Annotated in this window: 13 protein-coding genes and 2 pseudogenes; all 15 read left to right on the top strand. The window is 41.6% G+C overall.

The window, feature by feature from the left end; translation table 11 throughout:
* The first annotated feature begins 73 nt into the window (after positions 1–73).
* Positions 74–3889: pseudogene (locus LZ575_RS04395) on the top strand (efflux RND transporter permease subunit).
* A 32-nt stretch (positions 3890–3921) separates the two neighbouring features.
* Positions 3922–5163 carry a TolC family protein gene (locus LZ575_RS04390; RefSeq protein ID WP_235329262.1) on the top strand — a complete coding sequence of 414 codons (1242 nt, stop codon included), beginning with the start codon at positions 3922–3924 and terminating at the stop codon, positions 5161–5163.
* Between the two features lies 1 nt (position 5164).
* Positions 5165–6289 carry an efflux RND transporter periplasmic adaptor subunit gene (locus LZ575_RS04385; RefSeq protein ID WP_235329260.1) on the top strand — a complete coding sequence of 375 codons (1125 nt, stop codon included), beginning with the start codon at positions 5165–5167 and terminating at the stop codon, positions 6287–6289.
* A gap of 33 nt (positions 6290–6322) precedes the next feature.
* Positions 6323–6904 carry a DUF3347 domain-containing protein gene (locus LZ575_RS04380; protein WP_235329258.1) on the top strand — a complete coding sequence of 194 codons (582 nt, stop codon included), beginning with the start codon at positions 6323–6325 and terminating at the stop codon, positions 6902–6904.
* Between the two features lie 464 nt (positions 6905–7368).
* Positions 7369–9757 (top strand): annotated as a pseudogene (locus LZ575_RS04375) (multicopper oxidase domain-containing protein).
* 66 nt (positions 9758–9823) lie between these two features.
* Positions 9824–9958 carry a hypothetical protein gene (locus LZ575_RS22310; RefSeq protein ID WP_255702803.1) on the top strand — a complete coding sequence of 45 codons (135 nt, stop codon included), beginning with the start codon at positions 9824–9826 and terminating at the stop codon, positions 9956–9958.
* Positions 9959–9998: 40 nt separating this feature from the next.
* Positions 9999–10106, top strand: coding sequence for a DUF3347 domain-containing protein (locus tag LZ575_RS04370; RefSeq protein WP_235329256.1), 108 nt, complete (start codon positions 9999–10001; stop codon positions 10104–10106).
* The gene (locus tag LZ575_RS04365) at positions 10099–10443 is read left to right on the top strand and encodes a DUF3347 domain-containing protein (protein WP_235329254.1); all 345 of its coding nucleotides are present in this window, start codon (positions 10099–10101) and stop codon (positions 10441–10443) included. The genes LZ575_RS04370 and LZ575_RS04365 overlap by 8 nt, the downstream gene beginning before the upstream one ends.
* Positions 10444–10446: 3 nt before the next feature.
* Positions 10447–10902, top strand: coding sequence for a heme-binding domain-containing protein (locus LZ575_RS04360; protein ID WP_235329252.1), 456 nt, complete (start codon positions 10447–10449; stop codon positions 10900–10902).
* Positions 10903–11007: 105 nt separating this feature from the next.
* Complete coding sequence (locus LZ575_RS04355) at positions 11008–11706, top strand: PepSY domain-containing protein (protein WP_235329250.1); 699 nt, start codon at positions 11008–11010, stop codon at positions 11704–11706.
* A gap of 1 nt (position 11707) precedes the next feature.
* Positions 11708–11974: a DUF6503 family protein gene (locus tag LZ575_RS04350; RefSeq protein WP_235329242.1), complete on the top strand. Its 267-nt coding sequence runs from the start codon at positions 11708–11710 to the stop codon at positions 11972–11974.
* A gap of 76 nt (positions 11975–12050) precedes the next feature.
* Positions 12051–12497 carry a DUF6503 family protein gene (locus LZ575_RS04345; protein ID WP_235329240.1) on the top strand — a complete coding sequence of 149 codons (447 nt, stop codon included), beginning with the start codon at positions 12051–12053 and terminating at the stop codon, positions 12495–12497.
* A 16-nt stretch (positions 12498–12513) separates the two neighbouring features.
* The gene (locus LZ575_RS04340) at positions 12514–13083 is read left to right on the top strand and encodes a DUF2911 domain-containing protein (protein WP_235329237.1); all 570 of its coding nucleotides are present in this window, start codon (positions 12514–12516) and stop codon (positions 13081–13083) included.
* A gap of 110 nt (positions 13084–13193) precedes the next feature.
* Positions 13194–13700 carry an AraC family transcriptional regulator gene (locus LZ575_RS04335; RefSeq protein ID WP_235329235.1) on the top strand — a complete coding sequence of 169 codons (507 nt, stop codon included), beginning with the start codon at positions 13194–13196 and terminating at the stop codon, positions 13698–13700.
* A 393-nt stretch (positions 13701–14093) separates the two neighbouring features.
* A complete protein-coding gene (locus LZ575_RS04330) occupies positions 14094–14471 on the top strand; it encodes an HYC_CC_PP family protein (RefSeq protein ID WP_235329233.1) in 378 nt (125 codons plus the stop codon).
* The last annotated feature ends 47 nt before the right edge of the window (positions 14472–14518 follow it).

Genomic DNA, 14518 nt, shown 5'->3' with positions numbered 1-14518 from the left:
TTCTGTACAGTCTCAGGACTTTATAGCGGGCCGGAAAATTCATTTATGATCCTAATTGTAAATAATCAAAATAATGTTCAATAGAATAATTAAATATTTTTTGCACAATAGGCTGGTAACCATCCTATTGTTAATAGCGATGACAGCCTGGGGGCTTGTTACCGCACCCTTTGACTGGAACACAGGGTTTCTTCCCAGTGATCCGGTACCTGTTGATGCCATCCCTGATATTGGGGAAAATCAGCAAATAGTTTTTACCGACTGGCCCGGCCGATCTCCACAGGATATAGAAGACCAGATTACGTATCCTTTGACGTCTTCTCTTTTGGGAATTTCTGGGGTCAAATCCATCCGCAGTACCTCTATGTTCGGGTTTTCCAGTATCGCCATCATTTTTGAAGAAGATGTGGATTTTTACTGGTCGCGCACACGGGTACTGGAGAAACTCAACTCCCTTCCGCCAGAATTACTTCCCGACGGGGTTACCCCGACTTTGGGTCCCGATGCCACAGGTTTAGGACAGGTTTATTGGTACACTCTTGAAGGACGCGACTCAGCTGTAACGTTACTGGAGGATGGGACCTGCACGAGATAAGAAAGGTTCAGGACTATTATGTAAAATTAGGTCTGAGCGGGGTACAGGGCGTTTCTGAAGTGGCCTCGGCAGGGGGATTTGTGCAGGAATATCAGATCGACGTCAATCCTGATGCTTTGAAAGCCTACAATATTGGAATTGATATGGTAATGATGGCCGTCAAAAATTCCAACCGCGATATTGGGGCCAAAACCCTGGAGATAAATAAGGTGGAATATCTTGTACGCGGCCTTGGATTTATAGAGTCTATAGAAGATATAGAGAATACCGTAGTTGCCGAAGTTGATAACGTGCCTGTCCTGATCAAGGATTTGGCGGTTGTAACTCTTGGGCCTGCCCAAAGGCGTGGAATGCTGGACAAAGGTGGTGCCGAGGTAGTCGGGGGCGTAGTATTGGCCAGGTACGGTTCCAACCCCAAAGAAGTCATTGAAAACGTCAAAGACAAAATTGAGGAGATCGCCCCCGGAATGCCGAAAAAAACACTGGCAGATGGTACCATTAGCCAATTGACCGTAGTCCCTTTTTATGATCGTACTGGGCTTATAAATGAAACTCTCCAAACTTTGGAGACGGCACTTTCCCACGAGATATTAATTAGTATCATTGTGATTGTGGTGCTGGTACTTAATTTAAGAGCATCAATTTTAATTTCGAGTTTACTTCCCATTGCGGTGCTGATGACCTTTATTGTAATGCGGTATTTTGGAGTAGATGCCAACGTAGTGGCACTTTCAGGAATAGCGATTTCCATTGGGGTGATGATCGATGTTGGAATCGTCTTTGTCGAAAATACCATTCGGCATCTGGAAATGGATGAAAACAAAGGTGCCAAAGGGAAAAAACTTCTGCTGGTAATTCAGAATGCTACTACAGAAGTGGGCCCCGCTGTTTTTACTGCTCTGGCCACAACCATAGTAAGTTTCCTTCCTATATTTTTTATGGAAAACGCTGAAGGAAAACTTTTCAGGCCTCTTGCCTTTACGAAGACCTTCGCTTTGACGGCATCATTTGTTCTCGGATTCGTGGTGCTGCCAACTCTTACCTATTTTATGTTCTCCTTAAGAACAGAGAGAGGCAAAATAGCGAAGATATGGAATGGTACCCTGATCGTTGCTGGATTGTTCCTGTCTATCTACTTTAATTTCTGGCTCGCTCTTGCCCTTACTGTAATTGGTATTCTGAAACTGGTTGAGGATAAAAACCCACAATTTTTAGGGAGGTACTCAAATGAGATAATGTTATTCATTATTCTGGCTGTTACTTTATTCCTTCTTGCTGAGGAATGGTTGCCCTTGGGATATAAAAATTCTCTGTTCTCAAGTTACATTTTTGTTATTGTACTTTTAGGTATTGTGTTGGCCTCCTTAATGTCCATGGTGAAATTCTATGAACCGATACTTAAATGGTGTCTTGCCAATAAGGGAAAATTTTTCATACTTCCAATTGTGACAGTTTTATTAGGAATCGTGATCTGGTTCGGGTTTGGCAGTATTTTTGGCTTTGTCGCCAATGGTTTTGACAAAGTTGGCGCGAATATCAGGACCACTTCTGTCTGGTCTGGCCTGACTCACAGTTTTCCAGGAGTTGGCAAGGAGTTTATGCCTTCGCTCAATGAAGGTAGCTTTCTGCTGATGCCCACTTCAATGCCACATGCGGGATTTGAGGAGAGCAAGGAAACCCTGCAGCAATTGGATATGGCCGTGGCAGCTATTCCCGAAATTGAAATGGTGGTAGGAAAACTTGGAAGGGCAGAAACAGCCATTGATCCGGCCCCTATTTCTATGTATGAGAATATCATTAATTACAGGCCCGAATATGCTCTTTCTCAGGAGGGAGAGCGGCTGAGTTTTAAGGTAGACGAGGAGAACAGGTTTATTTTAAAATCAGGAGATACTCTGACCAATGAAGAGGTTCTAGAGCAGGGATATACTGCAGAAGATCTGGTTTTGGATGAAGACGGAACTTACTTCAGGAACTGGAGGGAGCATATAGAGAGTCCAGATGACATTTGGACTGAAATAGTAAATGCCACTCAACTGCCCGGAGTCACATCTGCACCCAAATTACAGCCTATTGAGACGCGACTGGTGATGTTGCAAACTGGAATGCGGGCTCCTATGGGAATAAAGGTTTATGGACCCGATTTGCAAACCATTCAGGAATTTGGAATGGAACTGGAAACGATCCTTAAAACTGTTCCTTCAGTTAAGGCTGAAGCTGTGTTTGCCGACAGGATCGTGGGAAAACCTTATTTGGAAATTGATATAGATCGTGATGCCATTGCACGTTATGGTTTAAGCATTGAAGATGTGCAACAGACAATAGAAACCGCTGTAGGCGGAATGCAGATCACTTCTACCGTCGAAGGCAGGCAACGGTTTCCGGTGAGGGTGCGCTACCCCAGGGAGCTCCGCGATGATCCCGCCAGCATTAAAAACATTCTGATTCCTACCAGTAGTGGAGCACAAATTCCTTTAGGCAATCTGGCGGACCTGAATTACGTGAGGGGTCCTCAAATGATCAAGAGTGAAGATACTTTCCTGACTGGTTATGTTCTTTTCGATAAAAGAGACGATTATGCCGAAGTTGATGTGGTAAATGATGCACAGGAGATGATCGAGAAGAAAATAGACAGTGGAGAGCTGGTAGTACCTTCAGGGGTGAGCTACAAGTTCTCAGGGAACTATGAGAATCAGGTACGGGCTATGAAACGCCTTTCCATTGTAATCCCAATAGCACTGATCATCATTTTTATGTTGCTGTACTTCCAATTTAAAACTGTCATAGCTTCTTCTATTCATTTCTCGGGAGTTTTTGTAGCCCTTTCAGGAGGTTTTATCATGATCTGGCTGTACGGGCAGCCCTGGTTTATGGATTTTGCCGTAGCAGGGGTAAATATGCGAGACCTCTTCCAAATGGGGACGGTAAATCTCAGTGTGGCCGTCTGGGTAGGTTTTATAGCTTTATTTGGAATTGCCACCGATGACGGGGTACTTATGGGAACTTACATTCACCAGATCTTTGAGGAAAAGGATCCTAAGACGGTTCCTGAAGTTCGTGCGGCAGTTTTGGAGGCTTAGTCTAAAGAGGGTCCGCCCGGCAATGATGACCACAGCCGTTACGGTTATTGCTTTTTTTCCGGTCTTGACCTCTACAGGTAAAGGTTCTGATATTATGGTTCCAATGGCCATTCCCATAGTCGGTGGTATGGTCATACAGGTCATGACAATATTTGTGGTACTTATGTTACAGGCTTATTGGCGTGAAACTGTGGTGAAAAAGAATCCGGTTTAATGGGCCTTACTAATTAAGAACAAAAAAAGTAAATGATGAATATATATATCAAATATAAACTGCTCTTTCTGTTGGCTGGCTTCTTAAGTCTTCCTATAACAGCTCAGGAAGATTTGGAGGATTATCTCCAGCTGGCAGCATCAAACAATCCTGGGGTACAGGCAGCTTATGCCCAATTTGAGGCTGCCCTTCAAAAGTCGCCTCAGGTTTCCAGTCTGCCCGACCCAACGCTTACCGTCAGTGCCTTTGGGCGGATGATGGAAAGTAGTATGGGAGCAGAGGAAGCCGTATTCAGTTTGATGCAGATGTTTCCCTGGTTTGGCACCCTGGAAGCCAGGGGGAACGTTGCCAACCTAATGGCCGAGGCTCAGTTTCAGAATTATCTGGATGTGCGCAACAAGTTGTTTTTTGAGGTTAAATCAGCCTACGCTCAGCTGTACGAAGTGGAGAAAACCATAGAGTTACAGGAGGAAAATCTGGAGATCCTGGATTCATACAAGGATCTTTCATTGAGCAGGTTCAGCAGCGGAGGCGGACAGATGGTAGACGTGGTGAGAATAGATATTCAGAAGGAGGGGGCTCTCACCGCCATTGAAGTTTTAAGGGATCAGTTGGAACCTTTAGAAGCCGATTTTAATCTTATGCTCAACCGGAGCCCGGAGCTGCCTGTTCAGATTGCTGATACCCTTGTTTTTAACTGGAATGAGAGCCAGCTGGATCCAGTACTGAAGGATCACCCGGCTGTACAGCAGTTTGAGAGTCAGAAAAGAGCTTATGAAGCACAACAGGAGCTGGCAAGAAAAGAAGGGATGCCGATGCTTGGCTTAGGCCTGGATTATACCATTATGTCAAAGACACCTATGGGAATGCCTGAAATGAACGGGGATGATGCTTTTATGCCGATGTTGTCTGTGAGTCTGCCCATCTTCCGGAAAAAGTACAAAGCCATAAGGAAAGAGGCTGAATTTATGACCACGGCCATGGAACAGGAAGGTCAGCGGCAACAGAATGAACTGCGGTCACAGTATGAGCTTTCTCTTTTCGAACTAAAAAAAGCTGAGACCTTAATAGATCTATACAACAGGCAAATTGAGAGTTCAGAACAGGCAAGAAGCCTTTTGATTTCCGCTTACAGTACCGCGACCGGGAATTTTGATGAAGTACTTAGAATGAATCAAGATATAATAATGCTCAAGACCCAGCGCCTAAATGCAATAAGAAGCGGGGTGACGGCACAAGCACGAATGGATTATTTATCCTCTAAAACAGAATAAAATGAACACAAAGTATAAGAATATAGTGAAAATTGGAGGAGTCCTCATTCTCGGATTTCTCATAGGCTGGCTGATCTTCGGGGGCAATAACGCAGCCAGGTTAGTTGAAAGTGAGCATGCGCATACAGAAGCTGAGGAAAATCAGATCTGGACTTGCTCAATGCACCCACAAATAAGACAAAATGGTCCAGGAGACTGTCCCATTTGTGGTATGGAGCTGATTCCTGCTGTGAATGCAGGGGCGGAAACGGATAATCCCGCTACTTTCCAGATGAGTGAGAATGCGATGAAGCTGGCCAATGTAAGTACTATGCAGGTGGGCAAAAGTGCAGCTGCAAGAACGCTTCGTTTGAATGGGAAAGTAGAACTGAATGAGACTAATACGGTTACGCAGTCCAGCCACATTCCAGGACGGATTGAAAGCCTGAAGGTAAATTTTACGGGGGAGCAGGTTCGACGAGGTCAAACCCTTGCCACCGTCTATTCGCCAGAACTTGTAACGGCGCAGGAGGAACTCCTCCAGGCGGCAAGGATTCGGGAAAGCCAACCAGAGTTATTTGAGGCTGCCAAGGAAAAACTTCGTAACTGGAGGATCGGAGAAAATCAGATCAACCAGATACTGAACAGTGGAAGACCTCTTGAGCGTTTCCCCGTAACGGCAGATGTAAGTGGAGTTGTAACAGAAAAGTTGGTCAATCTGGGGGATTATGTGCAACGCGGAATGCCTATATACCAAATCGCAGACCTTTCGGAAGTCTGGGTGCTATTTGACCTTTACGAGGGACAGGTAGGCTGGGTAGAAGAAGGCAGCAAGGTGGAATTCACTGTAAGAGCTCTTCCCGGTGAAACTTTTGAAGGGGAGATCACTTTTGTGGATCCCTTATTGAATTCCCAGTCTCGGGTTGCCAGGGCCAGAGTGGAAGTAGATAATAGCGAAGGTAAATTGAAACCTGAAATGTTTGTGTCGGGAACGGTACAGACAGCTCTTGGGGAAGCCAATTCTAATGAGTTAGTGGTTCCTAAATCTGCAGTTCTATGGACCGGGACCCGCTCGGTAGTGTATGTCAAGGAAAACCTCGGCAACAATGTGGGCTTTACCCTTAGGGAAATAGTCCTGGGGGCTTAAGCACTGGCTGATGCTTATATTATTGAAGAAGGTTTGGAAGCGGGAGAGGAAATTGTGGTCAATGGTACTTTTACCGTAGATGCGGCCGCACAATTGGCAGGCAAACCCAGTATGATGAATCCTGAAATGGAGAAAATTGACGATGCAGACATCATTCAGATTGAAATTCCAGAAAAAGCCAAATCTGAATTCAAACCGATTGTAGCAGGATATTTAGACTTGAAAGAGACTTTGGTCGCAGACAATTTTTCAGCAGCAAAAGAAAATGCCTCGGAACTGGAAGAAATTATGGAAGCTGTAAATACTTCAGTATTAAGCCAGGATGCCCTGGTTGTTTGGGAAAGTTACAGGGAGGCATTGGAAAACACCATTGAAGATTTGTCAACGGCAGGAAATATTAGTGAGATACGTAACGGATTTGTCGGCTTTTCAGAAACGATGATAGGATTGGTGAAAACCTTTCAACTCGTCAATGAAGGGTTGTATGTACTCCACTGCCCTATGGCAAACAGTGACCAAGGCGCAGATTGGTTAAGTGCTTCTCCTGAAGTACAAAATCCCTATTACGGTGCGGCAATGTTGAGATGTGGAGAAGTTACTGAAACAATTAATTAATTTTGAACATTTTAACTGAAAGTGATACCCGGTTGCTATTGCTTATCAACCTAAAGAATACTCATTTAATACTTTGGTAAAGAAATATTAGGATGTGGTAATGTGATGAAGAAGATTAATAAAAAGTCCTGCAGGAATGGGTTGGATCTCCCTACAAGTTCTCCAACCCATTGGCAGGCACAAAACAACGATAGATTAGCTAAAAAACTGAAAAATCTATGAAAGGTGATAGGAAGTTCAGGAGAGAACAAAAGAAAAAAGAAAATTTGAGGGGCCCAAAGTAACTAAAAAAGATAAGTTATATGCTTTTCTTATTATTTCAGGTCTTTTTCTGGCAGCAATATTTATCGCTTTATGGCTGGCATAATGAACAACCTGGAAGAAAATCTTAAAGTTGGTTTTGGGTACTAAAAAGAGATTTAAGATTATAGAAGTAATGAAAAAATAAAGATAAAAACGAAACCATGAAAAAACTCGGTACTTTAATAGGACTTATATTAATTACGTGGGGAATGTATCCCCAGCAGCAACAGCAGCAATCTGTTGAAGGAAACGTGGATAACCTACCAGTAAGGGAATATAACATCACCATAGATCAGGAGGAAGTAAATATTGGCGGAAAAAAGAAAATGGGAATGACCATTAACGGAAGTATTCCCGGCCCTACCTTAAGGTTTACAGAAGGAGAATATGCTGTAATCCACGTAAAAAATGAAATGGATGTAGAAACCTCGGTGCATTGGCACGGCCTATTACTTCCCAATTTTTTTGATGGCGTGCCCTATCTCACAACTCCTCCTATAAAACCGGGAGAAACTTTTACTTATGAATTTGCTTTAAAGCAAGCAGGAACCTACTGGTACCATTCCCATACAGGATTACAGGAACAAAGTGGAGTATACGGTTCTATTGTTATTGAAGATCCTGAAGAGGATCTTAATTATGACTCAGAGCTCGTCCTTGTCCTGGCAGACTGGACATTTGAAAAACCAAAAAATGTTTTAAGAAATCTAAAAAGAGGCAATGAGTGGTATGGGATCAAGAAAAATACAGTTACACCTCTTAATAGGGTGATAGCACGGGGTGCTTTGGGAGCCCAGCTGAACTTTTGGAAACAGCGAATGGAAGGGATGGATATTTCAGATGTGTATTATCCTGCTTTCATTATAAACGGAGCGACGAGCCAGGAGTATCCTGAGTTTGAACCGGGAGAAAGGGTAAGGTTAAGATTTATAAATGCAGCGGCCTCAACCCAGTTTTGGCTGACATTTGGAGGTGAAACCCCGTTATTGGTAGCTGCAGATGGACTGGACGTAGTACCTGTAGAGCGTAACAAGACTTTTATTGCCGTAGCTGAAACCTATGACTTTATTGTTACCATTCCCGAGAGCGGAAAATTGGAAGTTCGGGCTACTGCGCAAGACGGTACTGGCCAATCCTCGGCATTCCTTGGCCAGGGGCTAGTTATAAGGGCACCAGAGGTGTCCAAACCTGATTTAATTGGCATGATGAAACAAATGGCAGACATGGACATGAAAATGGGAGCCCCTGCAATGAAATTTAACCCTGGTAAAGAAACACCTTACGAAACGGCAGAGAAATACGGGATGCAGATGGACGGAATGGAAAGTATGGACCACGGTGAAATGGAGATGGATCACGAAGGAATGAATCACGGGATGAATAAGATGGATGAAATGAAAAAGTCCAACGACACGGTGATAATGGACCACGATAATATGGACGAGGAGGAAATGGAAAACATGAAGAGGGATAAAGATGCTAAAGAAAAAATGGGTCACGATATGGGTGAAAAGGAGGAAATGGACATGCAAGGCGGCATGTTTTCGGAGTTTAATTATAATTATTTAAAAGCCCCTGAAATAACAGATTTTTCTGAAGATAAACCCGTTAAAGAGATCCTCCTGAATTTAACCTAGTAATATGCAACGTTATATATGGAGCTTAAACGGTGTCCCTTTGTCTGAAGGTGATAAAATAAAAATAAAACAGGGGGAGGTTACTCGTATAACCCTTAACAACCTTACCATGATGCACCATCCCATGCATTTACATGGGCATTTTTTTAGGGTCATAAACGAGCACGGGGAATACTCGCCTTTGAAACACACCGTGAATGTGGCACCTATGCAAAAAGTGGTAATAGAATTTGATGCTAATGAATATGGCGACTGGTTCTTTCATTGTCATATTCTGTACCATTTGGATTCCGGCATGGCACGTATTTTTAGTTACGATACCCCAAGGGATGAACGCCTGAAAGATCATCCCCTCAAGATCCTTACCAATGCAAGCAATCATTTTTTTACCTGGGGGATAGTAGATGTCGCTTCGCATATGACAGAATTCAATGTTGTTTCATCGAACATTCGTAACCAATTTACTGCCCGTGCAGAATATGGCTGGAACCAAAACATGGAGGCAGAACTTACTTATGAACGTTATTTAAACGACTGGTTTCGGGTATTTGGAGGGATAAATATGGAAAACGAAAGTACCGGAAGTATGGATGAAATTGCAACAACTGCCGTTGCAGGAATACGATATTTTACTCCGTACATGTTTAATTTAGATGTGCGCCTTGACAATAAACTAAGGCCACAAGTAAGCCTGAGCAGGGAAATTCTGGTCTTTCGCAGGATCGTAGTCTTTGGAGAATATGAATTCCAGGCCGATTTTGGATGGGTCAATGATCTTTCTGAAGGAGTGAACTTTGAAAAAGAAGAAGTCCTCACTGTGGGGGCTGAATATTTCCTGGCAAAAAACTTTTCCATCATGGGAAGCTATGACAACCGTTTTGGTGCGGGGGGTGGACTTAGCATAAGGTTCTAGCCAAATACAAATAAGTATATAAATAAATAATCAGTAATAATTAAAAACAGTTTAAAACAACTAAAAATGAAGAATTTAAAAGTAAACTTAGGAATTGCAATGTTAGTAATTGCAAGCCTGGCAGCAGTATCCTGTAAGAACAACACTGAAGAAGGAAAGATGGACCATTCAACAATGGATCATGAAAATATGAACGCTTAGCTCAGATATGATGGAAGGTGGATCACAAGCTTCCCAAGATATGACTAGTGAAAACAAGAATTCGCAAACCGGGCGGATCGTTAATGACTATTTAAAATTAAAAGATGCGCTTGTAGCCGATAATACACAAGATGCAGCAAATGCTTAGTGAAAGCCTTGTAGCAGCTTTTGAAGAGTTTGACATGAGTGAATATGAGGGAGGGCAGCAAAAAGAGTTGACGGAAATAATAGAGGATGCCAAAGAACATGCTGAACATATTACCATGAGCGATATAGCTCATCAACGGGAACACTTTGATATCCTTAGCGTTGATCTTGTAGATATGTTGGAAATCACCGGAAGCCCCAAAACCCTTTACCAACAGTTTTGTCCTATGTACAACTCCAACAAAGGTGCAATATGGTTGAGTGCCAGTGAAGAAATAAAAAACCCTTATTTTGGACAAAAAATGCTTACCTGTGGAGAGGTCCAGAAAGAAATTTAGTACATGAAGTTCCTAAAGATCATTGGCTTGATTTTATTGGTTGTGTTTGTGGGAATACAATTTATTCCCACAAACCGCAATACGAGTGATTATATACCCCAATCCGATTTCACTGAGGTTTTTGAAGTGCCGGAAAACATTAATACAATCCTGCAAACCTCCTGCTATGACTGCCATAGCAATAACACCAATTATCCCTGGTATAATAAGATCCAGCCATTGACCTGGTATTTGAACGATCATATTGAAAAAGGCAAGGAAGAATTGAATTTTAGTGAGTTCGGGGAATATTCTTCCCGGCGGCAAAGCAGCAAACTGCGCTCTATAAGCAGCCAGGTGGAAGATGGGGAAATGCCACTTTCTTCCTATACCCTGGTGCATTGGGATGCGAAACTTTCGGCTAAAGAAAAGGAAGTATTCATTGCCTGGATGGATTCTTTGGCCATGGAATTAAGGTGAAAATTAAATTGATGCCCTGCGCCTGGAAATTGTTTGTTTAATTGGTTAGTTAGTATTCCAGGTGCAGGGTTTTTATATAAGTTTCACGAATTAATCAAGATAATATTGGTCAAAAGAAAAACAGCATTAAAATTAAGGAAAGCCCATCGTTATTTGGGGCTTTTCATTGGGATCCAATTTATTATGTGGACGGTAAGCGGCATGTATTTTAGCTGGACAGATATTGACGAGATCCACGGCGACCACTTCAGGAAACATCATGTGGAACAGGTATCCTTCAGTAGTTTAATAGCTCCTTCAGAATTGCCGGGTGGTGTAAAATCCCTTCAGCTTAAGGAAATAGCTGGTAAACCTTTTTATCTGGTAAACGATGAAAAACTGATAGATGCTCAAACCGGGGAGGAAAAACTCGGAATAACTGAAGGAGAGGCTCTCGAAATTGCAGAAAAATATATGCGGGAAGATCTTGGAATAGCTGGAATCGAAATGATTGAAGAAACGGGAGGTCATCATGAATACCGTGGCGGGTCGTTACCTGCTTATGTGATTTCTTACGAAACCGCGGGAAATATTAAAGCTTATGTTTCAGTCTCCGATGGTTCATTTCAAACTGTAAGACACCGGGATTGGCGCTGGTTTGATTTCTTGTGGATGACCCACACTATGGATTACGAAGGTAGAGATGATTTTAATAATCTTGTGCTGCGTATCTTTTCCCTGTTGGGACTTATAACGGTGCTGAGTGGCTTTGTACTATGGTACATCTCCTCTCCTTCGGTTAGAAAAATGCTCAAAAAATTTTAATATGGGAGTACCTAACATGAAAAACTTTTGTCACAAAAACATAGTCCTAACTGCTATACTGGTTTCAGTGTTATCGCTGTCTTGTGGAACTTCCGAAAAGAAATCAGAAGCTGAGAAAATTATAGAAAAAAGTATAGAGGTCTCGGGAGGAAAAAATTATGAAAATGCGGAGATTGGATTTACTTTTAGGAACAGGAGATATAAGAGCAAACGCAATGGGGACATGTTCCGGTTGGAACGCGTTGTAAAGGATTCCACCACTAAGTAAAACCACACATGATGTTCTCAGCAATGAGGGTCTGAAGCGTTTTGTAAACAATAAAGCTGTCACTGTTCCAGATTCGATGGTTACCAGGATAAGTGATGGGATAAATTCTGTTCACTACTTTGTGCAGGTACCTTATGTACTCAATTCCCCGGCCGCGATTAAAAAACTGTCAGGAGAGGATGAAGTTGAAGGCGAACCCTACTATGAAATTGAAGTGAGTTTTCGAAAAGAAGGCGGCGGGACAGATCACCATGATAAATTTGTGTATTGGATCCACAAAGAAAATTTCACTGTTGATTATCTGGCGTATCAGTTTTTCACCAACAATGGCGGGATAAGATTTAGGAAAGCGGTGAATCCAAGGGTCATAGAAGGTATCCGGTTTGTAGACTACCAAAACTATGAAACCGATGAGCTTTCCACCCCGTTAAATGAGCTGGACTCCCTTTATGAGGAAGGAGCCCTAAAATTTTTCTCAAAGATCAATACTGAAAATATTGATGTATCAATAAATAACAATTAATCTTAAAACCTGAATTATGAAAATCACAAAATCCATTTTTTACATACTGTTTGCATTGTTTACCATAAAGGGAATGCAAGCCCAACATGAAAACCATCAACAGGAAAAAAGTATCACCAACAAGAAAGTTTTAAGTCCGCACACCAGTGCTATGGCCATCATTAATGGTGCACATATCCATATCGATTATTCTTCACCGAGGGTACGGGACAGGATAATCTTTGGGGGACTGGTTGGCTATAATACGGTTTGGCAGGCGGGGGCTCACAAAGCCACCTGGATAGAAACCAGTAAAGATTTGGTTATTGGTGATGAAACATTGCCCGCCGGAAAGTACGGTTTTTTTGTAATCCCCGGAAAAGAAAATTGGACAGTAATGTTCAATTCCCGATGGGACCAGCACGGAAAAGACGAATATGATGAAAATGAGAACGTACTTAGCGTCGATGTAATACCTGAAGAATTGGCGGAAACACAGGAAGCACTAGAGTATGAGATAAGAAAAGAAAATGAGGATCAAGGAACTATATCTTTATCCTGGGAAAATACGAAAATTTCTATTCCATTCCAGGTTTTAACTGATTAAGAGCTTAAATCTGGATTAAGCTTTTGTTTTTACAAGGTCATCATTTAACGCTAACAACATTCCGGTATTATGGGGTGCAATTAAGTTTAATAGTCATTGAAATTACCAATATGGAAGAAAAAGTACTTTATATAAAAAACGTGGTTTGTCAGCGGTGCAAAAGCAGCGTCAGGGAAATATTGGAAGGATTAAAAATTCCCTATCAGGAAGTTTCATTGGGGCAAGCGGTACTGGTAAAGCCCTTGACTGCTGCAGAAATGTCTGCCATTCAGAAAGAATTCTTGAGGGTAGGTTTTGAGATACTTTTCGATAAAAATGAGCGGCTTGTGAACAAGATAAAATCAATTATTATAGCACGTATTTATAAAGAGGAAAACTATGGCAGCGGAAAATTATCAAAGGTTTTAAGTGAATATCTCTATTACGACTACAGTCATCTCACCAGGCTCTTTACAACAATAGAAGGTAAGACAATACAGGAATTTCAGAACCAGGTCAAAATTGAACGTATAAAGGAGTTACTTGAATATAATGAGTTGAACATCTCAGAGATTGCCAGGGAAACAGGATACAGCAGTGCGACTTACCTCTCCACCCAGTTTAGAAAAGTAACCTAGGTTTAAGTCCTTCTGATTATAGGCTTCAAAAGCTTAAAAGAGAAGAAGACCTGAACTTGTTATGAGTTCTACCGGAGTAATTTAAAATCTAAGAAAAGTAGTAAAAATACCATATTAATTTTTTAAAGCCCGCAAAGGCGAGAACACGCTTCTGGAACTTTTAAATTTAATAATATTTCCTAATCATTTATTTAGGTATTAAGGGAAGTGATAGTTGATTTTTTAATATTTGAGAGACTATTATTATAAGAACATCCATTTTATTTAACGGGCAACTACTTTTTATGATGCACAACAAAAAACGCCAAAACTGATAAAGATCATATTTTTCACCTTGTATTTTTGATAGTTTTGTTTCCAAGGAGCAGTTGCCTCGAATTTTATTATTTAGCAATGAAACTACTTTCTATTCTTCTTTCGCTGATTGTACTGTTTGCAACATCCTCAATTACTGTGGATATGCATTATTGCAGCGATAAGCTGGTAGATTTTGCATTTAACCAAAAATCTAAGAGTTGCAATGGGGAGATTAAAATCGAAAAATTTGCTGAAGATACCTGTTGTTTTGGTGTAAGTATCCGGAAGGCGGCTCAGAAAGATTTAAAAATCTCCTCACTTTCATTTGAAATTACAGCTGGTTTTGGAATTATTCCTTTCTCTCCTCTTTTTGGAACGCCAATTCTTCCGGGAAAATACGTGCCTTCCATTAGGCATATCCCACCTTTAGTAAAAAAAGACTACCAGGTATTGTTTGAAGTATTTTTGATTTAGGATTTATTGAACTTGGAAATCGAACCGAATTGATTCTAACTAGAGTG

Source organism: Antarcticibacterium sp. 1MA-6-2 (assembly GCF_021535135.1).
In the GTDB taxonomy this organism is placed as follows: Bacteria; Bacteroidota; Bacteroidia; order Flavobacteriales; family Flavobacteriaceae; genus Gillisia.
This window is presented reverse-complemented; position numbering and strand designations above follow the sequence as displayed.